The following is a 24,938-nucleotide window of genomic DNA, read 5'->3' on the forward strand; positions in this document are numbered from 1 at the left end:
AAATAAATATATAAATTTAGTATTTTAGGTTAATTCCAGCGCGTTTAGCCGAATGATGCTTCCATCATTCGGCTTTCTGAGGATTACTTCTGAATTCGGAAATTAAAATGAATATTTAGAAGTCTTTTTCGCAGCTCATAATGACCTTTCTAACTTGGGCTATCATTCCTCTTATTTGGTCTGGAGTCGAAATAAATGGAGGGCCAAAAGAAATCGTGTCTCCTGTGACGCGAAGCAGAACGCCCTCTTCCAGGCCTCGCTCAAAAAGCTGAACGCTTCGAAGGGCAGATTTGTCAGAAAGAGGATTGAGTTCGATCGCGGCGGTAAGGCCTATGTTCCGTAAATCTTTTACGGACTTCAGGTCCTGCAGTGCATGGATCTCTTCTTCCAGGATGGGTTCCAGTGCTCTGACGGCCGCATTGGTTCCCTCTTCTTCCATGATGTCGAGCACCGTATGAGCCACGGCCGCGGCCATTGGATGCCCTGAATAGGTATAGCCGTGAGCGAACTCTATGGCTGCGTCCGGGCCGTTCATGAACGTTTTGTAGATTTCTGAAGTGACGATAACGCCGCCCATGGGAATGATCCCATTCGTGACCGCCTTGGCGAAGGTAATCATATCCGGTGTGACGCCAAATCTTCGGGAGGCAAAGTTTTCTCCCATACGCCCAAAGCCCGTGATGACTTCGTCGAAAATGAGGAGAATGCCGTGTTTCGTACAGATTTCCCGCAGCTTCTGAAGATATCCGACGGGAGGGACAAGAACGCCGGTTGATCCCTGAACTGGCTCGACAATGACAGCCGCGATTGTGGAGGCATCATGGAGTGCTACCAGTCTTTCGAGATCGTCCGCCAGATGGGCGCCCCACTCAGGCTGCCCTTTTGAAAAGGCGACATGGGCGTGATCGTAAGGGTGTCGGATGTGGTCCACGCCAGGGACCATCACCGTGGCGAACATCTTGCGGTTCGGGACAATGCCGCCGACGGACATGCCACCAAACCCTACACCATGATAACCTCGTTCGCGTCCAATGAGACGAAAACGGCCGCCCTCACCTTTAAGCTTGTGAAAGCCGATCGCAATTTTTAGTGCAGTATCAACAGCTTCTGAGCCTGAATTCGCAAAGAAAACATGCTCCAAGCCTTCGGGGGCCATTTTTGCGATGCGTGCTGCCAGCGTTACAGCCGGTGCATGCGTCATCTGGAATCCGGGTGCGAAGTCCAGCGTTTCTGCCTGCTGACGAAGCGCGTCCGCAATGCGTGGATTTCCATGGCCTAAAGGCGTACACCACAGCCCAGACAGGGTATCGAAGACCGTTTTGCCATCGGCCATCGTATAGTAAGGCCCTTTGGCAGAGGCCACAACGCGATGATCGCCCCGACCGTTAACCAGTCTGTTGGCTGTAAAGGGCATCCAGTTGCGCCCCTCACTCATGGCAAGGGCGCACAGGCTTTCGTTCGTCAATGTAGTCACGATACTGCCTCCGTCAGGCTGTCAGATGTTTTTTTCTTAAAAGGCGCTCTATCGACATACCGGCCCTGGCCGCGCTCGGCCCGCAGTGTACCGTCATCCCAAAGGACACGGCTCTGACTGATTGTCTTTTTTGCCACGCCTGTAACGGTCATGCCTTCATAAATATTGTAATCGACATTCTGATGATGTGTGGCGGCAGAAATGGTTCGCGACGCCGATGGATCCCACAGCACAATATCCGCGTCTGCACCCTCAACAATCATGCCTTTCCGGCTATGGATATTGAAGATACGGGCCGTATTGGTGGACGTGAGGGCAACAAACTGCTCCGGAGTTATCTTGCCGCCGACAACGCCGTGATGCCACAGAATGCTCATGCGATCCTCAATGCCGGGAACACCGTTGGGGATGTGCGTAAAATTGGTGAGGCCCATTTCTTTCTGGGAGCGGCAGAAGCAACAGTGATCCGTTGCGGTGGTGTGGAGCTGGCCGGAAGAAAGGCCGCCCCAAAGCGCTTGCTGATGCGATTTTTCGCGGAAAGGTGGACTCATGACATAGCGCGATGCCTTCAGCCAGTCTGAAGACTGGTAAACGCTTTCATCGAAAACCAGATGCTGTGGAAGAACTTCGCCATAAACCTGTAGTCCGCGAAGGCGGGCAGTTGCGATGGCTTCGGTCGCCTCGCGTGTTGACACGTGCACGATATAGAGAGGGGTATTGCTGACGGCCGCCAGTGTAATGGCGCGCTGGGCAGCCTCGCCTTCCACGCTGGATGGGCGGGAGAGCGGATGCGCCGCGGGGCCTGTGTTTCCTGCTTTCAGGAGAGTCTCCTGAAGAAACGAGACGGCATCTCCATTCTCGGCATGCACGGTGCATAAAGCGCCCAGCTCTCCCGCTCGACGCATGGAGTTGAGAAACGTCTCATCATCCACCATCAGGGCGTTCTTGTAGGCCATGAAGTGTTTGAAGGAGTTAACGCCGCAGTCCCGCACCAGTGTTTCCATATCCTGGTGAACCTGGTCGTCCCAGTGCGTCACCGCGACATGGAAACCATAGTCAGCAGACGCTTTTTCGGCTTTGCTCCGCCATGTCTTCCACGCGTCATGCAGCGACTGCCCGTGTTCGGGGATGACGAAATCAATAATGCTCGTTGTGCCTCCGGCGAGCCCGGCGGCTGTGCCTGTATAGAAATCGTCACTGGCCGTCGTGCCCATGAAGGGCATTTCCATATGCGTGTGAGGATCTATCCCCCCTGGCATGACAAGCAGGCCATCTGCATCAACGATGGTACAGCCTGTCGGCGCTTCCATATCCGCCTGAACAGCCGCGATTCTCCCGCCATCGTCACATAGGACGTCTGCTCTGAAACGCCGCTCAGACGTAACAACTGTTCCACCCTTGATCAGGAGCATGACATCCCTTCCCTTCAGGAAAAGTGGTTGGCATTATGTCGTTGTCTTACCGAAACTGTATGGTTAATCTGACCAGCCGGTCAACATAACGATTGCGCTTCCGGAATTTTTTCGAGAACGAGGATCACCAGAATGACACAGTCACCGGACGCGTACGCTACAGGGCGCCTGACCAATGCGGATCTTGCGCCTGTTCAGGACCGGAACTGGGCATGGAAGGACTTTCTCTTCCTCTGGATGTCTGATGTCCACAGTGTCGCCGGCTACATGACGGTGGGCACGCTGTTCATGATGGAATTGCCGGTCAGCAGTGTGCTCATCGGACTGCTTGTTGCAATCGTCGCCGTGCAGCTTCTCTGCAACCTGATCGCGGTTCCGAGCCTGAAGTCCGGCGCCCCTTTTCCGGTCATTATCCGAAGTGTCTTTGGCGTCTACGGCGCGGTCGTCCCGGCACTGGTGCGAGGGATCATAGCCGTAGGATGGTATGGAATCCAGACATGGCTGGCATCCAATGCCGTGGTTCTGTTTGTTCTTCGGATGATGCCGTCGCTGGCAGACTATAGCGATGTTCATCACCACGGACTGATGGGACTGTCGCTGCTCGGCTGGTTGGCCTTTCTGCTCATCTGGGCTTTGCAGTTGGCGGTATTCTGGCGCGGAATGGAGTCCATCCGGCATTTCATAGACTGGGCAGGGCCAGCCATTTACGTCATGATGGTCCTGCTTGACGGCGTGCTTCTCTGGAAAACGCGTGGACAGATCAGCTTTGCAGTCCTTCCCCACTCTGCTCTTTCCGTCGGACAACATCTGACCGGCGTGCTGAATGTGATCTCTCTGACGATCGCATTCTTCTCTCCGATTATCCTGAATTTTGGCGATTTTGCCCGCTACGGCATTAGCCTGAGTGCGGTACGACGCGGTAATTTTTGGGGCCTACCAATCAATTTCATGGCGTTCTGCGCGCTTGCACTTACAACAGTAACCCTCACCCAGCCTGTTCTGGGACAAATCCTCGTTGATCCGGTGGACACTGTGACGCGTCTGGATAGTCAGACAATCATGATCGTAGGAATTTTAACCTTCGTTCTCGCGACCATCGGGATCAACATTTCTGCCAATTTCGTCTCCGCTGCGTTTGATTTTTCCAATATAGCCCCGGCATCCATTTCATGGCGTGGCGGCGGTGTCATTGCGGCGATTGGTGCCATCGTTCTCACGCCCTGGAACCTCTATGCCCGTCCGGATCTGATCCACCTGACGCTCGACATCCTGGGTCTGTTTATCGCTCCTGTGACGGGAATTCTTCTGGCGGACTACTATTTTGTTCAGAGGGAAACCCTGGACGTGCCTGCGCTCTACAGTGCAGACCCATCGGCAGCTTACTGGTACCGAGGTGGCGTAAACCCTACCGCGATCTGGGCCTTGGGCCTGGCTGTATTGGTGGGGCTCGCAAACGTCTTCCTGCCAGCATTAGCCGTATTCCAGAATTTCGCGTGGTTTACAGGCTTCTTTTCAGGGTTTTGTTTTCATCTGCTTCTAACGCGCCTGAGGCCGGTTGGGAGAACAGCGGACGGACAAGCGTCATGAGAGTGGTGACGGCAGTTTCATAATCGCCGTCAGTAAGAGGTGTACGGTCCAGAACAGCCTCATACTGGACCTGCATATCCGCATATGCCTGCGTACCCGACCACAAGAGAAACAACAGATGTGTCGGGTCAATAGGCGCCATGATGCCCTTTGCCTGCCATTCCAGGAAGATTGCGACATGTCGGGCCACATGGGCTCGAAGTTCTCCCCGTAAGAAGTCCTGAACCATGTGGCCGCCTGAGAGCACTTCCTGTGCGAAGAGACGCGATCCTTCAGGACGTGCGCGGGAGAATGCAATCTTGGCTTCTATGTATCCTCTAAGCCCGTCCAGCGGGTCCTTGTCAGAAGAAAGCCAGTGATCGGCATCTGTCAGCCATACGTCCAGCAGGCGTGACAGTGTGGCGTTGTACAGGTCTTCCTTAGAGCCAAAATAGTAGAGAATATTGCCCTTGGGGATGTCGCAGACCTTGGCAATATCTTCAAGGCGCGTTCCTTTAAGGCCGCGGGTGCCAAAGGTCCATTCCGCAGCATTCAGAATTTGCGGAACGGTGGCGCGGCGCGGCGCACCGGCACGAGTTCTCTTTCTGGGGCTGGGAGACGCCTCCAGACTGTCTTGTGGCATTGTCTTTCTCCCAGCCTGCTTTGCGGGAGGCGATTTTTGACAGCAGACAGGCTGGACGACAAGCCCCTGATTGGCAGAACGCTTAGAGCGTGCTGTCTGCCCGCAAAACAGCACCAAGCAGAACATTGGCTCCGGCTTCGGCCTCGCTTTCCGTAATGCTTTCTTCCTCGTTATGGCTCAGGCCATCCCTGCAGGGCACAAAAATCATGGCCGTTGGTGCAACGCGTGCAAGATACGCAGCATCATGCCCCGGGCCTGAGACAATCGAAAGGGGATCGTAGCCCATCTGGCGTGCAGAATCCGCGACCATCTCCACGCACCGCGTATCAAAATGAACTGCGGGAGCATCCCAGATGGAGGCGATCTCCAGCGTCACGCCGCCAGCTTCAGCAATGCTGTGGAAGCGATCCATGAACTCCCGCTCCATGGTCGCGACGACGGTATCATCCGGGTGACGGATATCCACCGTGAAAAACGTCTCGCCGGGTACGACATTATTGCTGTTCGGGCGATTTTCAATCAGGCCCACTGTACCCACGGCCCCCGGAGCACGGCCCAGTGCTGTCTCTGAAAGAGCAACAACCATTCGGGACGTTGCAAGCAGTGCATCGTGACGCATCGGCATGGGGGTAGAGCCAGCGTGGGCGTCCTTGCCCTTTACGGTCACCTCATACCACCGCATTCCCTGAACGCCCGAAACTGCTCCGATGACGCGGTCTTTGACTTCGAGAATGGGCCCCTGCTCGATATGAAGTTCGAAATAGGCCGCGATGGGGTGATCGCCACAGATCTCTTCACCGCGGTACCCAATAGAAACAAGCTCATCCCCAAAGCGCGCGCCTGCGCGATCTCGCTTGTCCAGAACCTCCTGTTCCGTAAAAACGCCTGCGAAAACGCCTGAGCACATCATCGGGGGCGTGAAGCGTGACCCTTCTTCATTCGTCCAGTTGATCAGTTCGATAGGGTGGCGCGTTGTATGCCCGGCTTCATGAAGCGCCCGTAGAACAGCGAGGCCGCCCAGAACCCCCAGAATACCATCAAATTTCCCGCCGGTTGGCTGGGTATCCAGATGGCTGCCCATCGTGATGGGAGGCAGGCTGTTATCAAGTCCCGGGCGGCGGGCAAACATGTTGCCCATCGTATCGACCGTGATGGTGCAGCCTAGGCTTTCACAGGTCGAGGCGAACCACTCGCGAACCTGTTTATCTTCTGGGGTCAGTGTTAACCGACGGATGCCGCCTTTTGGCGTTCCACCAAACCGGGCCGTATCCATCAAATCTGCCCAAAGAGCGTTCCCGTCAATCCGCATATTGCTATGAAACATGCCAGTCCTCTTTCATCCGTCCGTCTGGTGACCCTCTGGCCGCCGCGTCATGCCTCTCAGGCGGGAATACGATTGGGGTTGGAAGGATGATGGGGCCACGTCAGTTCCCCATCTACGGGTTGTGGAACCATTGTGATGCAGTCATCCACCGGGCAGACATGCGCACAAAGATTGCAGCCCACGCACTCCTCTTCGATCACTTCGTAATGTCGGCGATCAGCCATGTTTTTCTTGGAAATCGCCTGGTGGGACGTATCCTCGCAGGCGATATGACAGAGACCACACCCGACACAGGCATCCTGATCGATATTGGCGAGGGTCTTGAACTTCATGTTGAGCTGGTTCCACGGCACGAACTGCGAGACAGCCCGCCCTGTCAGATCCTCCAGCCGCTCATAGCCTTTCTGGTCCATCCAGTTGGACAGGCCATCAATCATGTCTTCCACGATGCGGAAACCATAATGCATCGCGGCGGTACAGACCTGAAGCGATCCTGAGCCCATTGCAAGAAATTCGGCAGAATCCCGCCAGTTGCTGATTCCACCAATTCCGGAGATGGGAATTCCAGCCATGATAGGATCTCTGGCAATCTCTCCGATCATGCGTAGCGCAATTGGCTTCACGGCAGGCCCGCAATAGCCACCATGCGTTCCTTTTCCGCCCACAACCGGCATGGGCGCCATGGCATCCAGATCCACGCCAATGACGGATTGAATGGTGTTGATCAGGGATACAGCATCCGCCCCACCTGCCCGCGCGGCGCGTGCCGGCATCAGGATGTTAGTCACGTTTGGCGTCAGCTTGACGATAACCGGCATCCGCGTGTTCTGCTTGCACCAGCGTGTCACCATTTCAACGTATTCCGGGACCTGCCCGACCGCCGCACCCATATTGCGCTCGGACATGCCATGCGGGCATCCGAAGTTCAGTTCGATCCCGTCTGCGCCTGTCTCCTCAACGATCGGTAGAATGGCTTTCCACTTATCTTCCTCGCAGGGCACCATAAGGCTGACGATAAGGGCGCGATCCGGGAATTCGCGTTTGACGCGCTTGATTTCCGCGATGTTAGTCGCAAGCGGACGGTCCGAAATCAACTCGATGTTGTTGAGGCCAATCAGTCGACGTCCCTCAAAGCCTAGGGCTCCATAGCGGGAGCTCAGATTGACGACCGGTGGATCTTCGCCAAGCGTTTTCCAGACAACACCACCCCATCCGGCCTGAAAGGCCCGGCGAACGTTGTATTCCTTGTCAGTCGGGGGAGCGGAAGCAAGCCAGAATGGATTGGGAGATTTGATTCCAGCAAAAACCGTGCGCAGGTCAGCCATTGTGGTCAGCCCTTTCCGTGTTGGATGCCATCAGTTCATTATGAAGCGCTTCAGCTGCGTTCCGTCCGTCCCGGACAGCTGCAACGGTAAGATCTTCTCCTGCCGTACAGTCGCCACCCGCATAAACTCCCGGCATGGAGGTGCGTCCTGTTTCATTCACAACGATGCGCCCGTTTTCCACGAGAATCTGGTCGTTTCGCACTGGGTCTGGCACAAAAACCTGCCCGATTGCTTTAAGGACCATGTCGGCCGCGAGTGTGAAGGCATTCTGCGGATCGTAACCGTCATCAGGCGTGCCTCGAAGGAATGTGATGCTCCTGATGGCCCCGTCTTCGACATTGAGTTGACTGGGAGACGCCCAGAATCTGACCGTTACGCCGTTTGTCTGGGCCCATTCCCGTTCAACTTCCGTGGCCGACATGTGCTCAGCCCCGCGGCGATAAACCAGCGTTACCTCTTCCGCACCCAGACGTTTTGCCTGCACTGCTGCGTCAACTGCCGTGTTACCGCCCCCAACCACGACAACGCGTCTGCCAACTACAACTTCCGAGAGATTCCGAGAGCGGAGGGTCTCGATAAAATCGACTGCATCCAGAACGCCCTCTGCGAACTCGCTTTCCAAGCCTAGAGCGCGCACACCTGCCAGACCCAGGCCCAGGAAAACGCCGTCATAGGTCTCGCGGAGGTCTGCAAGCGTGATGTTCTCCCCGAGCGTCGCGTTACCCTGGAAAGCGATTCCCCCAATTTCCATCAGGAACTCGATTTCCCTTTGGGCGAAATTGTCAGCAAGTTTATAAGCCGCAACACCATACTGGTTGAGGCCACCAGGTGCATCGTGTCGATCAAAAATCGTGACATCATGCCCATGCATCGCCAGACGATGGGCGCAGGCTAGCCCAGCAGGTCCTGCTCCTACGACGGCCACGCGCTTTCCGGTGCTTGCAGCCCGCTGGAACGGGTGGGTCTTCTGCTGCATTTGCCAGTCTGTAGCAAACCGCTGAAGTGCGCCTATTCGAACGGCATGATGAGCTTCAATCGCGGTGTGAACACATTTCTGCTCACACAGAATTTCGGTCGGACAAACCCGTGCACACGACCCACCCAAGATGTTGGACTGAAGAATGGTGCGCGAAGCGCCAGCCAGATTGTCAGACGCGATGGCTTTGATGAACCGTGGGATATCGATGTCCGTTGGACAGGCCTCAACGCATGGAGCGTCGTAGCAGTAGAAACATCGATCAGCTTCCAGCGCGGCCTGTTCGGGCGACAGGCCGGGATGAGCATCGGCGAAGTTCAGTTCCAGAGCAGTTTCCGGCAATCGGCCACATGCAATATCGAGTCGCATACTCGTCTCCTGCCTGACTTGGTTCGTAATCGGAATGGTATGAGTTCGAAATACTCTCTGGCAAGGGTTTTCTGACCAAACGTTCAGTTTATGCGAGAGTATGGGGTCTAGGTGAGAACCTGCGGCGATCGACGAAACGCCTAGTCATGAGAAATCGCGCCGACAAGATCTTATATCAGGAGGTGCGTTTTCTTCCCCCAGGGCTTTTCCGCTGAATACAAATCCATCATTCATGGGAGGTCTAATCAAGGCCGCCATCATCGTTTACTCCGTAAATCAATGCATCCAAGTTCAAACACTTAGTCATGCGATCCGGAGTAGCCTTTGGAGAGGAATGTGGTAGGCTGGCACTCTATTTGTTGGACGCAGAAAGCTTTGACACCTCTCATGCGATTTACCCGCCTGCGTTTTCTCATTCCTGTCTCGTGTTTATTGGCGAGTGAAGGATGTACGCTCCAGGGCGCCCCGTCTTTCCCAGTTGTAGGCGCTTACTTTCCGGACTGGATGGTCTGTGGCCTCGTCGGTGTTGCGGTTGCCGTTGGATTACGAGTGATATTCCTTCTAACCGGCCTTGATGCCATCCTCAGTTTTCGTCTCTTCACCTATGTAGCACTGGGCGTTATCGCCGCACTGACTGTGTGGACGCTGGTGTTCGGGCCTTGATGATGCAGCGCGTTCATGTCTCAGGCAAAAAGCCTATCGGTATTATTGTGGCTGTCATCTGCGTTGGGGCAGCCATTCTCTTCGGCGTCCATGTCTCGCATGAAGACAGCACTCATCCGTCTTCTGACAGCGGAAGTATTGACGCAGAAATGGTGCACGTCGCCTCCACCATTGGTGGACGGTTGAAGGAACTCAGAGTTGTCGTCAATCAGCATGTTCATAAGGGTGATGTTCTTTACCAGCTTGATCCTGAACCTTACGAACTGATTGTCCGACAGGCTCAGGCCAATCTGGATCTCGCGAATGCGGAGGTCGAGAACCAGACACGGCTGCTCAGCATCAAGACATCCAACGCCGCCACGGCGGATGACCAGGTTGTTCGTGCCAGAACCAACCGTGATTTGGCTGCGCGCACGGTAGAACGCCTGAAGCCGCTTGCCGGTCAGTCCTATATTCCGTGGCAACAGTATGATCAGGCTCGTGTGGCACTCCATGACGCTGAAGTGTCGCTTTCGCAGTCGAAAAACCAGTCTGAGGCAGCGACAACAGCGATCGGAGATCTGAAAAGCTCTCTTGCCGCACGGGATGCCAGTCAGGCAGCCCTGGACCACGCAAAATACGAGCTACGCCAGACTATGGTCACAGCTCCTGCGGATGGTTATGTCACAAGTTTACGGGTTAAAGCTGGCGAAGTTCTCGCGCCGTCTCAGGTCCTGTTCACGCTCATTGCTGATGACGAGTGGTACGCTACCGCCAATATCCGTGAGATCAATCTCTCTTCTGTTCAGATTGGCGACTGCGTGACCGTTCACTCAATGATTGATCGCAATAGTCCTCTACGCGGACACGTCGAAAGTATTGGTTGGGGCGTTTTGTCTGTAGATTCTGCTGGCATTGCCCGGTCACTGCCCATCGTGCCGCGCCAAATGGACTGGGTTCACGTCGCCCAACGCTTTCCGGTGCGTATCAAGCTGGAGAGGGCAAACCCACTTTTGCTAAGACTTGGCGCCACAGCAACCGTTGAGATCCGGCATGGCGCTGCCTGTCCCTGACGCTCTGGCGAATGCCCCGTCGTCTTCCAGCATGAGGGGGCCAGGACTGGGATCGGCACGGATTTGGCGGCTGGTCTGTGACCCTGCCCCGGGGCGATTGGGATATGCGCTTCGCATGGCTGCCGCATGCACGACGACCGTGCTGATTGGGGAAATCTGGCAGGTTCCGGAGCTGGCCGTGCCTGCCCTTGTGACCATGGCGCTGTGGCAGAAGGACCGCGTGACAAATGCTCTGGCTGGGGTTGCTGTCAATGTCCTCATCCTCATTCTGCTTCTGATCATTTACGCGCTCATCCGCCTGACGCTCGATCATCCTATGGGACTGGTGATCGTCATTGCCCTGCTGTCGTTCAGTTTTTTCTTTCTGGGCTCCGCCAGCAAGTTAAAGCCTGTGGCTTATATGCTAGGTCTGATTACTGTTTACGGACTGATTGCGATTGATCAGGTCCCGGTTGGAGAAGTCGTGACACGCGCCCTCCTCTATACGGATCTGTTTCTGGCCGTGCCGGGGGCGGTCATGATTGTGCTGGGGCTGCTGATTTGCCCATCCCCTAAAAAGATCCTGACGGATAGCATCGCTGCCCGGCTCTACATGGCTGTTCGCCTTCTCCAAACTCCTGATGCGCTAACACAGGAACGAGCGACAGATATGCTTCGGGAAGGCACGGCGGGCATGATGAAGTCCGCCAAGATGGCCTCACTTGAAAAGATCTGGTCCATCCACGATTTGGCCTGCTTGCGACAGGCAGCCAACAGCAGTGTTGCCGTTCTTGCGCTTGCTGATGAGGCGAGCCGGGCAAGACTGCCACAGGAGCAGTTGTCTCGCCTGACTGAAACGCTTGAAGGCATGGCAAGGATTTTTTCAGACGGTGACTATCCCACAGCCATCGAAAGCCCTGTGATCGCTTCGGAGCATCCGTCTTTACAGGCGATAACCGCTCTCCTGCAGAGTTTCACAACCCCTCCTGCCCCTGTCGCTGGAAAATCGCCAGAAAAGGAAAAATCGGGTTTCTTCTCTGAGGATGCCTTTACCAATCCAGACCATGTCCGCTTCGCAGTGAAAGGGACTGCTGCGGTGATGCTGAGTTATCTGGCCTTCAAGGTTCTGGATTGGCCAGGCATCCACACTTGCATCATCACCTGCTTTATCGTCGCGTTGCCTACGATGGGTGAGATGATTTCAAAGCTGACACTGCGCATCACGGGTGCTCTCATAGGTGGGACGCTAGGGATCGCCTCTATTATTACCGTGATGCCACACCTGAATGGCATCACCGGATTTCTGGCGCTTGTCTTTGTGGTTTCCCTGATCGGGGCGTGGGTCAAGACAGGCGACGAACGGATTGCTTATGCTGGTTTTCAGATCGGTCTGGCATTTTATCTGACAGATCTGAAGGGTTATGGCCCCACAGCAGACATGGCTACCGCGCGGGACCGTATTGTCGGCATCATGCTTGGTAACCTCATTACATATGCCATGTTCACCAGCTTCTGGCCGGCAAGTGCCTACGATCATTTGGGGGCCAGTCTTCGCAAACTGACAGATTGCCTGAAGCGGCAGGGAAAGGCTCAGAGCTCTGAAGATCAGCTTCAGGCGGCCGCTCTTAGTCAATCCGCGTTACTGGAAAGCGAACGAACACTGGAATATGCGATGTCTGAGCCAGCACATATGCGCGCTGACCAGCCCCGTCTTCAGGCGGCCCGAAATGCCTTGATCGATGCCTCGAGGCTGACTGAAGAATTGCTTGCAACTCCCAAGCGGCCAGACCTTGCCGATCGTACGGCACGACTGGAACAGATTGCTTCATGATTCACTTCAAAAGAACCTTTTTGCTGCCGCTCCTGCTATCGGGCTGTGCGACCCAGGCACTTGAAACGGCGCCAGCCAGCCCTGATCGGCCATGGCAACCGAATGTCGCTGCAAATGGAGAACTGGTGCCCGGTAAGCCCGGACCGCATGCACTGGCCGTCCCTGCTGGATACACATTGCCTTCCAATAGTCGGATCCATGTCCGGCCTCCTGCTCCTGAATTGGCGCCACAGGCTGGCCATGCCTATTCCCTGCCTGAATTGATCGATATTGCGCAGTCCGCCAATCCTGAAACCAGACGTGCCTGGAATCTTGCGCGCGATGCCGCTCTGGCTGTGGGAATTACGAAGAGTGCATACTTGCCCCGCCTGACCGCGACAGTTGTAGGCGGATATAATCATAGCCGTAATGACGGTGCGAACCCGTCGGTCAGCAATGCGGGCATTGCTGAAGACGCAATCAACTCAGGCCTGAGCGGATTAAACAGTGCTTTGGGCGGTGTTCGCAATAGCAGGTCGGGCGCTGGCGAAATCCAAACCCTGGGTATGGAATGGCTGCTGTTCGACTTCGGCAAACGTGAGGCCGTTATTGCCGCCACAAAGCAGGCACAGATTGCAACCAATGTGCTCTTCACTGCGGCTCATCAGAAAATCATCTACGGGGTAACAACGGCCTATTACACCCATGCCGCAGCCCAAAGCCGTGTCGTATTGCTGCGTAAGGCACGGGACAATGCACGCTTCGTGGAAGCGGCCGCAGTCGCAAAGCTACATCAGGGGCAAGGCACCATAGTGGATGTAACGCAGGCTCGGCAGGCTACGGCACAGACTGAACTACGACTTGTACAGGCAGAGGGCGACGAACAGAATACGGCCCTTGAAATTCTGAATGCCATTGGTATTTCCCCGAACACGAAACTTGAGACACTCGATATTTCTGGCCGCCCGCTCGGGCTGGACGATATTCGCCTCACTGATGCATTTGTCCAACAGGCCGTTTCACGCAGACCGGACGTTCTTGCAGCATACGCAAATGCAAAAGCCGCAAAGAGCAGGGTTCGAGCAGCAAAAAGTGAATTTCTGCCCAAGATCTTCATGACAGGAAATGTAGCCTACACCACGGGGCGTCTGGCGCTTTCATCCGTGCCGGGAGTGGGAAGTGAGGCTCCCCCAACCCTTAACTTATCGAGTAATGCCTTCAGCAGTTTGATCCTTGGTGGGATTACTGTCCCCATCTTCGACGGGGGAACCCGAGCTGCGTTGCTGAAGCAGGCCCAGGATCAGTCTGACAGTGCGGATGCGACATTGCAGCAAACAGTCGACAGTTCTGTGAAGCAGATTGTAGTCGCAGAAAATGCGCTCCGTACTAGCCTGAGTGCCTATGCCGCATCAGCAAAGCTGGAGACGGCAGCAATGACAAGTTTTGAGGCATCCTCAGCCGCATATCGTAGTGGCGTAGGCTCCATGACGCAGACGAGTATCGCGCAGAATGCGTATCTTGATGCGACACTGAGCCATTCAGATGCCTATTATGCTGCGTTAATCGCCGCGGCCGGGCTTGCGTTCGGCACGGGCTCTCTTAATCAAAATTAGAAGTAACACTTGCCTTTGCTACGATGGTTTTAAGTGGTTCGAAATTCTCGGCGTTCAGGGGCACGATAATGCGTTATTTTTCAAGTCGGACTTGTTCTTATGGAGCCAGTGCCGAAAAGCTGGATAAGCGGCCTGTGAAAGGGCAAACTGTTTACCGTCTATTTCTCCTGAAATAGACGCCACGTTTGTAAAGGGCTTATCAAAAAATAATTTATGGACGTCTTTTCCATCGGAATCTCTAATATAGATGGCATTCCAGATATCATGTAACGGGTATTCTTGAGCGTCTGAAATTTTATATGATAAAATTATTTTCAAGAGGCTATCATTTTCACTGTTTATTTTATGTGTATATGCATTCGCATATGTTGAAAGCGCATCTTCATTGACACTGAATCTTGAGGTTGAAAGAGACGAGCGCATGAATATTTTTTCAATATAGCAATTTTTATTTATATCCGATGCAAAGGTGGCATTTATTGGTATCAATAAAGATAATATTAATGGTAGATAATTATATTTTCTCATTTTCCCCTCATTAATATAGATTTCTATAAATATAAAATTGATTTCGAAATTTTCTCATGATGCTTCTATGAAATTCGATTGGAACAACAAGATAAAAATTTCGTAAAGTAAATTCAAAAACTAGCCTTTCGCGAATTTTCTTGAATGGGCTTTAGTTTGTCATATTCATATCGATTAAGATGTATTTTGAGGCGTATGGAGAGTGCTCCATTACTCAGTGATCAGACGCTAAGGCGAATCATAAACGAGCACGTGACAGCGATTTTTTCATATAAGGCCAAACGTGCAACACCAAAAAATTATAAAATGATAAAGAAAAATAACCTTCTTCCGGTATATCTTTATCGTTATAGAAAATATAGAAATAAATATAAAATAATAAAAGTATAAATAAGATGTAAATTACTTACTTTCAAAAATAATTATAAATACAAAATTGTTATTTTATAACGTTTATTTCTTTGTAAATTTATAAGGAAATAAGAAATATTTCTAATTATGCCGAAAACGTTACCAATAACAGTAACTGTAATCACCATCCTGTTATACCGAACAAAAAATAGTCATTTCTATTATTTGGAAAAAATCCGGATGAAGGGACATAACGTATCAAACTATGTCTCTGGAGAGCGCCGTTGGAAAAATTACCTGATCCCAATCCTGTCCCGGTCTTTCTCTCCCGCAGGCGTCTTCTGGCTCTATCCGGCGCCTGCATCACCGCTGCTGCAATCGGAACGGTTAAGAAAGGTTCTGCTCAAGAAATAGTAGCATCGAACCGGAATGGCGTTTCAGATTTTATGCAACTATCAACTTTTGCCACCGGGCATAAAAATCTGGATCTTGCTATTGGATCCGCGCTGCTCCTCGCGTTTGAGGCCCAGACAAACGATTTTTCTGCTCGCGTAGCAGCTCTTCGCGAAAGGATCGCGAAAAACGGCTATCAGGATGTTGAGGCGCTGGACGAAGGTCTTAACGGCGATCCTTTGCATGCCACGCTCCTGCAGATTATCCGAGGTTGGTATGCTGGCGTTATTGAAGGTGGAACGAGCGCCAAGGTTTACGCTTTCGAAAAAGCGCTGATGTATCAATCGTCTCGCGATGTCGTCGTCATCCCGACCTATGCTCATAACGGGCCAAATTACTGGGTTGCAGAGCCCGGTTCCGTCGACGTCATGCCGGAATTCTAAGGAAATTATCACAGTGAAAATGCGATATTTTCGTTCTCTGTCCGGCACTGCCCTGACAACGGTTCTGCTTTTCGCAGGAGCGTCTGCACTGGCACAACCGACGGAGCCCACACCCGCTTCAGCTCATCAACCATCTATTAGTCGCGGCCATTATCTTGCGATCGCAGCCGATTGTGCTGCGTGCCATACAAACGGACGGGATGGTCAATTTCTGGCTGGTGGATATGCGATCTCATCCCCGATGGGAAACATTTACTCCACCAATATTACGCCCTCCAAAACTCATGGCATCGGAAACTACACGCTTGAACAGTTTTCTCAGGCGTTAAGGCACGGCATTCGCGCAGACGGTGCGCAGCTCTATCCGGCCATGCCTTATGACGCCTATAACCGCCTGACGGATGAAGACGTTAAATCGCTCTACGCTTACATCATGAACGAAGTAAAACCTGTAGACGCGCCATCGCCCAGGACACAGCTCCCCTTCCCGTTCTCTATCCGTGCCTCACTGGGTATCTGGAAGATTGCCGCGCGTATTGAGGGCAAGCCATATGTCTTCGACCATACCCACAACGATGACTGGAACCGCGGGCGCTATCTGGTCGACGAACTGGCTCATTGTGGCGAGTGCCATACGCCACGCAATTTCCTGCTTGCGCCTAATCAGTCCGCTTATCTGGCGGGAGCAGATATAGGCTCATGGCGTGCACCGAATATCACCAATGACCCTCAAAGCGGCATTGGCGGCTGGTCTGACCATGATCTCTACCAATACCTAAAAACCGGCCGAACGGCTCATGCTCGTGCAGCAGGACCGATGGCTGAAGCCGTTGAGCACAGTCTGCAGTATCTGCCAGACGGGGATATTTCAGCGATCGTGACCTATCTCCGGTCGGTTCCGCCTAAAGCAGAAGCTGGTCAAACGGCTGCCAATTTCGCTCATCTTGGTCGCCCATCAAGCTACAGCGTTGCTGACGCGAATGCGCGCCGTAACAACAGCACCCTGTCCAAAACAACGGACGGGGCAGCCCTCTATGAAGCCGTCTGCGCGAGTTGCCACCAGTCGGACGGCAAAGGATCAGCGGATGGATATTATCCGTCCCTCGTGGGGAATACCACGACAGGGCAGCGCAACCCGAACGATCTGATTGCCAGCATCCTTTATGGCGTGGACCGCACAACGGAAGATCATGAAATCCTGATGCCAGCCTTTGGCCCGGGAACTTTGGTGCAACCGCTCAATGATGAGCAGATCGCAACAATCGCAGATTACGTTCTGAGCCACTTTGGCAACGCGCAGGCCACTGTCTCTGCCGATGCGGTGAAACAGGTTCGTGTTGGCGGCAAGCAGGTCCCTCTCGCCAAACTCGCAAGCCCAGGCGTGATGCTTCTGCTCGGAGCGGGTGGCGTTTTAGGGGCCATCATCGTGGTGGGTGGCGTCTGGTGGCTGATCAGCCGTCGGAAACAGCGTGTCGCTTAATAGAATTCAAAGGTAAAATCATGTCTGGTGAAACGCTTTCGGCTGATGTCGTCATTATCGGAGCAGGAATCTGTGGGTCCCTGCTCGCACATAAACTCGTTCGCAACGGTCTTTCTGTCCTGCTCCTGGATGCCGGTCCTCGGCGTGATCGCTCCCAGATTGTGGAGAACTGGCGGAATATGCCGCCTGACAACAAGTCCCAGTATGATTACGCAACGCCTTATCCCAGCGTTCCGTGGGCGCCCCACACCAACTACTTTCCGGACAATAATTACCTGATCGTCAAAGGCCCGGACCGGACGGCCTACAAGCAGGGCATCATCAAGGGCGTTGGTGGTACAACCTGGCACTGGGCAGCCTCAAGCTGGCGGTATCTGCCAAACGATTTCAAGCTGCACTCCACCTATGGCGTGGGGCGCGATTATGCCATGAGCTATGACACGCTCGAGCCGTACTACTACGAGGCAGAGTGCGAAATGGGCGTGATGGGCCCAAATGGAGAGGACATTACGCCGTCCGCCCCCCGCAGAAATCCCTGGCCCATGACATCCATGCCTTATGGATATGGAGACCGCACCTTCACCGATGTGGTGAGCAAGCTTGGGTTTTCCAACACTCCTGTTCCGCAGGCCCGAAACAGTCGTCCCTATGATGGCCGTCCACAGTGCTGTGGAAATAACAACTGCATGCCGATCTGCCCGATTGGAGCGATGTACAACGGCGTCTATGCCGCATTGAAGGCTGAGAAGCTGGGCGCCAAGATCATTCCGAACGCTGTCGTGTATGCGATGGAGACGGATGCCAAGAACCGGATCACGGCCATCCGCTTCTATGACCCGGAAAAACAGTCTCATCGTGTCGTCGCCAAAACGTTCGTCGTGGCTGCCAACGGCATTGAAACACCCAAACTGCTTTTGCTCGCGGCCAATGATCGCAATCCGAACGGTATTGCAAATTCATCGGACCTCGTTGGCCGGAACATGATGGACCATCCGGGCATCGGTATGAGCTTCCAGTCTGCTGAGCCTATCTGGGCTGGCGGCGGTTCGGTTCAGATGAGCTCCATTACGAACTTCCGTGATGGTGATTTCCGTTCTGAATATGCCGCGACACAGATTGGCTATAACAATACGGCTCAGAACTCCCGTGCTGGCATGAAAGCTCTATCCATGGGCTTGGTTGGCAAGAAACTGGACCAGGAGATCCGCCGCCGTACGGCTCATGGTGTGGATATCTACGCCAACCATGAAGTCCTCCCTGACCCGAATAACCGTCTCGTCCTTTCCAAGGATCATAAGGACGCTCTTGGTATTCCTCATCCCGAAGTCACGTATGACGTGGGAGAATATGTGCGCAAATCAGCGGTCATTTCCCGGCAGCGCCTGATGGACATTGCCAAGGCCCTTGGGGGAACCGAAATTGAAATGAGTCCGTTCTTTACTCCGAACAATCACATCACCGGTGGTACCATCATGGGCCATGATCCGCGTGATTCTGTCGTGGATGAGTGGCTCAGAACCCATGATCACGCCAATTTGTTTCTTGCTACAGGCGCAACAATGGCGGCGTCTGGAACGGTGAATTCCACTTTGACGATGGCTGCGCTCTCACTTCGCGCCGCCGATGCCATTCTCAACGACCTGAAACAGGGGTAAGTGTTTTGTACAAACTATTTCAGCGCCGGACCATCGGCGCCGTCCTAAGTATTTTTATCGCAACAGCAAGTCTTACGGGGTTTGCATCAGCGAAGGACCTGGCCGTGAATTTAGAGACGTCAAATACCCTCATCGATCAGGCCAAGAAGCTTGCGGTGGCCAGTCATGCCCGTGTCGCCATCGCTATTGTTGATGCGGGAGGAAATCTGGTGTCTTTTCAGAAGATGGATGGGACACAACTCGGGAGTATCGAACTGGCGATCCGCAAAGCCAAGACTGCGCTCTCCTTCGCTCGTCCGACGGCTGACATGGAACATGCCCTCAATAGCGGGAATTACATGATCAGCACGCTGCCGAATGCCCTTCCCGCCGGCGGTGGATACCCGATCATGGTGAACAACGAACTTGTAGGCGCTCTTGGTCTGAGTGGTGGCGAAGGTGAAACCGATGCTCATCTCGCTCAGTCCACAGTCACCACCTTCCTGCAGACTTCAAAGGCAAAGAGCACTGAATGAAAACCCGACGTCCAATGCACAGGAAAAAACTCGCTGGCTTTTTCCTGTGCGCGGCCCTGGGTATCGTTGGTCCCGGCCGTCAGGCGCTCGCACAGAGCGAAACTTCTCAGAACCTTGCAACACCTGAATCCTACAAGTCTCGTGCTTTTGCGATGGAAGGCATGGGCACCTTCGCGGTCGGTCCCCTGGTCCCGTCTCTTTATGGAAATCCTCATTTGTTTGGAGACTGGGGCGGTGCGCAGACATGGCTGACAAAGCACGGCATGTATCTGAACGTCGCGCTCAATGAAGAATACATGGCCAATGTCACAGGCGGCCGCACGCGGGATAATGTCCTGGCCGGTCAGGTGGCTGCCGAACTGGATGTGGATTGGCAGCAGCTTGCAGGTGTGAAGGGTCTCTGGACGCATCTTCTCGTAATTAACGGCCATGGACGCAGCTTCAGCCATACACTGGGCGATTCAGTCACCAACCCTGAACAGATCTACGGTGCCCGCGGTAACGTGGTTGCCCATCTTGTCTCCATGTATGCGGATAAGTCCTTTTTAAATGACCGCATCATTTTGTCCCTTGGTGATATTCCAACGGGAAGCTTCTTTGCGTTCGATTACGTCGCCTGTTCCTTCATGAACGTATCCGTTTGCAGTAATTTCGCTCCCGGAAAATACGTCCCGGGTGGACGCGACTGGCCCTCCGGAAACCTTGGTGGCGTGCTGCGTCTCCGTCCGACGGAGCAAACTTACATCATGGGAGGCGTCTTCGCGGTTTCGCCCCATAGTTACAACGGTGGCATTTCAGGCTGGGCTCTTGCTCAGAGTGGATTGGGTAAGGTCTCGTCGCAGATTGAAATCGGCTGGATGCCGTCTTTCGGTAAGAACAAACTGCGAGGCAACTACAAGCTCGGCGCCTGGTACGATAACTCGCGCTATCCGAACCTCTACGAGGACGTGAACGGCAACTCCTTTCAGGCGACAGGCCTCGGGAGGCGCTATGAGGCCGGGATGACTTCCGCATGGTTCATGTTTGACCAGATGTTGGTCCGTAATGGGCCGGGCGTTACCGACGGGCTTATTCTTATTGGCGGTGTTGGGTATGCGCAGGGCAATCTTGTCGCCATGCGAGATCATGAGTGGATCGGAATAGTCGATAGCGGAACGCCGTGGCATCGAAGTGGCGATCAGGCTGGTATCATGTTTCAGCATATGGACATGAGCCATACCGTCACCCTTCAGCAGGAATCATCCCTGGCGCTTGGCCTGCCCTATCTGGATAATCAGTGGGGGCCTGTTTACGGGGTGCAGCATTGGGAGAATGTTTATGAAGCGTTCTACAGCACCCATCTCATGCGCGGCACAACGTTGCAGGCAGACTTTCAGTATCTCCAACGCCCAGGGGCTACGACCACTTTCAAGGATGCTGCTGTTATCGGAGGGCAGTTGACGTCCAATTTCTGATTGTCAGAAGTTCGGTTTAACCAAGTTGGTTTTCGGCACTCCAGATGACGGGACCAAAGCTGACATAGCGGCGTCCCATCATTTGGTATCACGGCTGAAATTCCCGTTCTTTAAATCAAGGAATTTCAGTCTTTACTCTGGTACAACGCAGGTGAAGCTCGCCGCCGTGGTCATAGGGCCGTGGCCGTCATATCGGGCAACTTGCGGCCATGCACAGAGCGGTCTTGTGCGTATAATCTTCCCGTCCTTGACCCGAGAGGCAATAATCGTTTGTGGAGCGTCGTGACGTACGACCCACGCATCGATCGCGCCAAGCTTGTTGAACGTGTCGCACCCTGCTCCGCCATAGCAATGCCCCATACCCGGGATTTCAAGGAGGCGAGCAGACTTCTGTCCTGTTGGTCCGGCATGCTGCATGAGGGCCTGATAATATCCGGCGAGTTCCCGCGGGTTATGCCCGTCATTCCAGCCGATATACATTAACAGCTTCCCCCCACGCTTGAAGAAAGGCGTCAGATTGTCATCGATATGAAGGAGCGGACCAAGCTTGCTGGTTGCGGAGGCGATGTCAGTGTCCCACTTCAGTGTGGTCCAGTCCCATGCGGGGTTCTGAAAAGCGGCATATCTGAACAGATCGAGAGCCACGGGAAACGCTTTTCCATCAGCTGAAAATCCGTCTTCACTGCCTTTCGCAGGCCCGGGGAAGATAACCTTGCCTGTTTGGGGATCAACCGGGCCGCGATAAATCTGCTCCACCGCTTTGACCTCATTGGCCGTCAGGCAGCCCTTCGTATCTTTTCCCTCACACAAAAGCTGCTGCGGCTCGAACCCGCACTTGCCCGGCTCGTCAAGAAAACCCTGGCTTTTCCCGACCGGAGAGGCACATGCCGCCATGACTGCGCGGTTCAAAAGCTGGAACTTCTCGCGCCCCACACGCAGTGCGGGATCATGATAGCTCATCCACCCTGCCCAGAGCTGCTCACCATTGAAATTGACAATCGGGTTAGGAGGCGCTCCAGCAACGATGCCGTCGTAATCATCGGGGTAACGCTTGGCTTCGATCAAGCCCTCCAACCCGCCCAGGGAGCATCCAATCCAATATGCATGGGAAGCGTCTTTCCCATAAAAGCGCCGGACAAGCTGCTTTGCCACCAACGTCATCAGGTGGTCAGCGCGATAAGCATAATCCACCAGCTTTTCCGGATGGCCTAGCGTGAAACGTCCACCCTGTCCTTCGGGCGTAGAACTGTCATGGCCTGTATCTGTGCTGGCAACAGCATAGCCTTCACCCAGACCCGTCACCATGCCGTCATACATGAGAGAGCCTGCCCATCCGAAATTTCCGACCCCAAGCAGCTTTCCGTTCCAGCCCTGTAGCGGAAGCCAGATTTCTGTTTGGATCGCTGAATCTGAAGACGGACGGAGCGTCATAGCCACACGGCAGAATGCCGGATTGGCAGCCTGAACAGGATGTCCTGCAAGGTTCATGCCGGGCGCTGTCATGATCCGGCTCAGATTTGTTTGCGGGCTGTGCCACTCTCCGGCATCTATGGTTTCAACCTTGGTAAAGGTCGCATTGGGAAGTGCTAGTCGCGCCAGATCCGCGCAGTTGGCAGCACGCGCCTCTGAAGACAAAAGCAGAGACCCTGAGGCCAAGAAGAACGCCCCCACTGCACAAGTTGCCAAAATTCGACGCGGCAATTGCGTGTGGCGAGAGCGGCGTGATTGCATGATTGGCATAGCGTCCTCGGCTTTTTGCTTCCGTGGCGTTGTCCGGCGTACCAGAGATCAAGCCTCTGCAACCCAAGACAGCACGATGCAGTCTGAACACCTCAAAGCTGAAGAGGTAATGCCTTGATCCGTTCCGTGCTGCAATGCAGTGTTTCAGTCTCGCTTTTCAGAAAGGGGCATCAAACGGTAGGAGCACCAATGAGGCTGGGCGGGATGAAGAGCATATTTTGGATAATTGGTAACTTGGTTATGGCCAAATCTCCCTCCATTGCAGCCAGTACTCTACAATTTCAGACGAAAGTGCCGTCAGGATCAACCATGGCCTTTATGCAGACGAGCGCCGCCATAAGGTACAGTTTCCTTATGTTGCACAAAAGTCTGTTAACCTTCCCTGCTTCCGCAGACCGGTTCCACTTATCTTGTTTATATTAATTGTGGGTCACAGTCTGAAACAGCGTGGTTTGTGAACTGCCTGCTTTCCTCAGATCCCATATTCTCCGGCAAAAACGTTCTCCGAACCAGTCGGATTATCAGCTGAACTTCTCTTCTGGAGACCTTTTTTGCCGGAGACCTCTCAAAAAACCGTGGCTTTTTCTGCTCAATCTGACGCGGGAGAGGCTCTGCGTTACTCCCCGCTTATTGCTTTTACCATGGCTATAGCGACGTTCATGCAGAACCTTGACGGGGCCATCATCAACACCTCCCTTCCAGCAATGGCGCGTTCCTTTGGGGTAAAGACGCTTGATCTCTCGATGGGCGTGACTGCCTATCTTCTGGCGTCGGTTGCTATTTCACCCATCTCTGCCTGGATGGCCATGAAGTTTAGTGAGAAGCGCGTCATGTGTCTGGCCGTATCGTTTTTCACGCTTTCGTCCTTGTTTTGTGGTCTGGCGGAGACACTTCCCATGTTTGTCTGCGCGCGGATCGGACAAGGTTTGGCCGGTGCCGTCATGATGCCTGTAGGCATGTCGATCATCTTGCGTCACACGCCTAAGGGCGACCTAATGAAAGCGCAGTCCGTCACTGTATGGCCTGCCTTGTCCGCTCCAATCATTGGCCCGGTTCTAGGCGGCTATCTGACCGAGACCGTCGGATGGCGCTGGAATTTCTGGCTTAATCTGCCCATCGGAATTCTAGCTGTTCTTATCATGCTGCGCGTGGTCCCTGCCGAACCCGCGGAAGGAGCTGGAAAGCTGGATATCAAAGGGTTTGTGCTTTGCGGGACGGGTCTGACCTGCCTGCTGTCTGGCCTTCAGCGCATTTCTGAAACGGGAACGGAGCAGATTGTTGCATGTGGCCTTACAATAGCAGGAGCCATCATCAGCCTGTCAGCCGTTCGTCATCTTAAAGCTCACCCTACTCCCATTCTTTCTCTGGAACCTCTTAAACGTGCCAGCCTGCGATATGCGGCCTTCAACCCTGGGCTGATTTTCCGCGCTGTATTTTCCTCTGCCCCATTTTTGCTTCCGCTATTTTTACAGCTTGGGCTTGGATTTTCTCCCATGCAGGCCGGAACATGGCTGCTGGCCTATTTCTGCGCCAATCTCGGCATAAAACCCTGGACGTCTGCCATCATTCGGTGGGGCGGCTTCCGGAACGTCCTCTTCTTCAATGGCTTACTCGTCGCGGTGTCGCTGCTCCCCTTCACTTTGCTGAACACCCAGACATCTCCGGTCTTGCTAGGTCTTTCCCTTGTAGTCGCGGGTTTATGTCGCTCGCTCCAGCTCACCAGTCTTTCGACGATGGCCTTTGCGGATGTCAGTCACAACGAAAGGAGCAAGGCCGCTGCCATCATGTCCATTCTAGGACAGGCGGGCTCGACTGTGGGCGTTGCCATTACTGCTTTCGGGCTTGCCATGCTCTCTCACTTGTATGGTCACGCCTCAATCAGTCTGCGCGAACTGCATATGGTCTTTCTGATGACTGCTGTGATCGTGCTGATTGGCACATCTGGTTTCTGGAAAATGTCACGTAATCTCGGGGCAGAAATTTCTGGAAAGCGCAGCTGAATTAATTGAAATGTTCGGCTCACGTAAGGTGAGATGACGATGCGAATGCTATAGTCCTCCCGCTCATTGCCGTTGCTACAGCACACGGTTTCTGCTTCCCCGCCGTGATGCCTAGAAAATTGTGATCGGATACCTGCAAGCAATCTCTCTTTTTTCCAGAACTCTCGCACAGT

General features: G+C 53.8%; 19 protein-coding genes. 11 read left to right on the forward strand and 8 right to left on the reverse strand.

Annotation, left to right across the window (positions count from 1 at the left end; all coding sequences use genetic code 11):
• Positions 1 to 115: 115 nt before the first annotated feature.
• Positions 116 to 1,435, reverse strand: coding sequence for an aspartate aminotransferase family protein (locus M2305_RS13920; RefSeq protein WP_264649979.1), 1,320 nt, complete (start codon positions 1,433 to 1,435; stop codon positions 116 to 118).
• Between the two features lie 35 nt (positions 1,436 to 1,470).
• Complete coding sequence (gene hydA / locus M2305_RS13925; RefSeq protein ID WP_264649709.1) at positions 1,471 to 2,886, reverse strand: dihydropyrimidinase; 1,416 nt, start codon at positions 2,884 to 2,886, stop codon at positions 1,471 to 1,473.
• A 132-nt stretch (positions 2,887 to 3,018) separates the two neighbouring features.
• Between hydA and M2305_RS13930 the strand changes: the two genes are divergently transcribed.
• Entirely contained in the window at positions 3,019 to 4,473 is a 1,455-nt protein-coding gene (locus M2305_RS13930) for an NCS1 family nucleobase:cation symporter-1 (protein WP_264649710.1), read from the forward strand.
• Here the strand turns inward: M2305_RS13930 and M2305_RS13935 are convergent.
• The 4 genes from M2305_RS13935 to M2305_RS13950 all read right to left on the reverse strand — a co-directional run bounded on the left by M2305_RS13935 (position 4,385) and on the right by M2305_RS13950 (position 9,089).
• Positions 4,385 to 5,095 carry a TetR family transcriptional regulator C-terminal domain-containing protein gene (locus M2305_RS13935; protein WP_099213014.1) on the reverse strand — a complete coding sequence of 237 codons (711 nt, stop codon included), beginning with the start codon at positions 5,093 to 5,095 and terminating at the stop codon, positions 4,385 to 4,387. The genes M2305_RS13930 and M2305_RS13935 overlap by 89 nt on opposite strands.
• Positions 5,096 to 5,177: 82 nt before the next feature.
• The gene (locus M2305_RS13940; protein WP_264649711.1) at positions 5,178 to 6,419 is read right to left on the reverse strand and encodes a Zn-dependent hydrolase; all 1,242 of its coding nucleotides are present in this window, start codon (positions 6,417 to 6,419) and stop codon (positions 5,178 to 5,180) included.
• A gap of 56 nt (positions 6,420 to 6,475) precedes the next feature.
• Positions 6,476 to 7,744, reverse strand: coding sequence for an NAD-dependent dihydropyrimidine dehydrogenase subunit PreA (preA, locus tag M2305_RS13945; RefSeq protein ID WP_211512377.1), 1,269 nt, complete (start codon positions 7,742 to 7,744; stop codon positions 6,476 to 6,478).
• Entirely contained in the window at positions 7,737 to 9,089 is a 1,353-nt protein-coding gene (locus tag M2305_RS13950; RefSeq protein ID WP_264649712.1) for an NAD(P)-dependent oxidoreductase, read from the reverse strand. Before M2305_RS13950 ends, preA begins: the two co-directional genes overlap by 8 nt.
• A gap of 387 nt (positions 9,090 to 9,476) precedes the next feature.
• Here M2305_RS13950 and M2305_RS13955 point away from each other — a divergent pair, with 387 nt between their 5' ends.
• The 4 genes from M2305_RS13955 to M2305_RS13970 are packed head-to-tail and all read left to right on the forward strand — an operon-like array spanning position 9,477 to position 14,206.
• Entirely contained in the window at positions 9,477 to 9,752 is a 276-nt protein-coding gene (locus M2305_RS13955) for a YtcA family lipoprotein (RefSeq protein ID WP_099213009.1), read from the forward strand.
• A 2-nt stretch (positions 9,753 to 9,754) separates the two neighbouring features.
• Positions 9,755 to 10,804: a multidrug transporter subunit MdtN gene (gene mdtN / locus M2305_RS13960; RefSeq protein WP_264649980.1), complete on the forward strand. Its 1,050-nt coding sequence runs from the start codon at positions 9,755 to 9,757 to the stop codon at positions 10,802 to 10,804.
• The gene (locus tag M2305_RS13965) at positions 10,785 to 12,614 is read left to right on the forward strand and encodes an FUSC family protein (protein ID WP_408871477.1); all 1,830 of its coding nucleotides are present in this window, start codon (positions 10,785 to 10,787) and stop codon (positions 12,612 to 12,614) included. Before mdtN ends, M2305_RS13965 begins: the two co-directional genes overlap by 20 nt.
• Positions 12,611 to 14,206 (forward strand): TolC family protein, encoded by a 1,596-nt coding sequence (locus tag M2305_RS13970; protein WP_264649713.1) that lies wholly within the window; start codon positions 12,611 to 12,613, stop codon positions 14,204 to 14,206. The genes M2305_RS13965 and M2305_RS13970 overlap by 4 nt, the downstream gene beginning before the upstream one ends.
• Positions 14,207 to 14,260: 54 nt before the next feature.
• Here M2305_RS13970 and M2305_RS13975 read toward each other — a convergent pair whose 3' ends face one another.
• Positions 14,261 to 14,734 carry a hypothetical protein gene (locus M2305_RS13975; protein ID WP_264649714.1) on the reverse strand — a complete coding sequence of 158 codons (474 nt, stop codon included), beginning with the start codon at positions 14,732 to 14,734 and terminating at the stop codon, positions 14,261 to 14,263.
• A gap of 635 nt (positions 14,735 to 15,369) precedes the next feature.
• On the opposite strand from M2305_RS13975, the gene M2305_RS13980 reads away from it, so the two are divergent.
• The 5 genes from M2305_RS13980 to M2305_RS14000 all read left to right on the forward strand — a co-directional run bounded on the left by M2305_RS13980 (position 15,370) and on the right by M2305_RS14000 (position 21,025).
• Positions 15,370 to 15,921 (forward strand): sorbitol dehydrogenase family protein, encoded by a 552-nt coding sequence (locus tag M2305_RS13980; protein ID WP_211510520.1) that lies wholly within the window; start codon positions 15,370 to 15,372, stop codon positions 15,919 to 15,921.
• Between the two features lie 19 nt (positions 15,922 to 15,940).
• Positions 15,941 to 17,401, forward strand: a complete 1,461-nt coding sequence (locus M2305_RS13985; RefSeq protein ID WP_264649715.1) for a cytochrome c — start codon at positions 15,941 to 15,943, stop codon at positions 17,399 to 17,401.
• A 20-nt stretch (positions 17,402 to 17,421) separates the two neighbouring features.
• Positions 17,422 to 19,056 carry a GMC family oxidoreductase gene (locus M2305_RS13990; protein WP_086634285.1) on the forward strand — a complete coding sequence of 545 codons (1,635 nt, stop codon included), beginning with the start codon at positions 17,422 to 17,424 and terminating at the stop codon, positions 19,054 to 19,056.
• Positions 19,057 to 19,160: 104 nt separating this feature from the next.
• Entirely contained in the window at positions 19,161 to 19,571 is a 411-nt protein-coding gene (locus M2305_RS13995) for a GlcG/HbpS family heme-binding protein (RefSeq protein ID WP_046902109.1), read from the forward strand.
• Positions 19,568 to 21,025: a carbohydrate porin gene (locus M2305_RS14000; RefSeq protein ID WP_099213004.1), complete on the forward strand. Its 1,458-nt coding sequence runs from the start codon at positions 19,568 to 19,570 to the stop codon at positions 21,023 to 21,025. The genes M2305_RS13995 and M2305_RS14000 overlap by 4 nt, the downstream gene beginning before the upstream one ends.
• A gap of 132 nt (positions 21,026 to 21,157) precedes the next feature.
• Here M2305_RS14000 and M2305_RS14005 read toward each other — a convergent pair whose 3' ends face one another.
• On the reverse strand, positions 21,158 to 22,765 hold the full coding sequence (locus M2305_RS14005; RefSeq protein WP_408871478.1) for a tannase/feruloyl esterase family alpha/beta hydrolase: 1,608 nt from the start codon (positions 22,763 to 22,765) through the stop codon (positions 21,158 to 21,160).
• Between the two features lie 575 nt (positions 22,766 to 23,340).
• Here M2305_RS14005 and M2305_RS14010 point away from each other — a divergent pair.
• Complete coding sequence (locus tag M2305_RS14010) at positions 23,341 to 24,765, forward strand: MFS transporter (protein WP_264649717.1); 1,425 nt, start codon at positions 23,341 to 23,343, stop codon at positions 24,763 to 24,765.
• Positions 24,766 to 24,938 lie beyond the last annotated feature (173 nt).

Origin of the sequence: Gluconobacter cerinus, assembly GCF_025961355.1 — a bacterium.
Lineage (GTDB): Bacteria > Pseudomonadota > Alphaproteobacteria > Acetobacterales > Acetobacteraceae > Gluconobacter > Gluconobacter cerinus.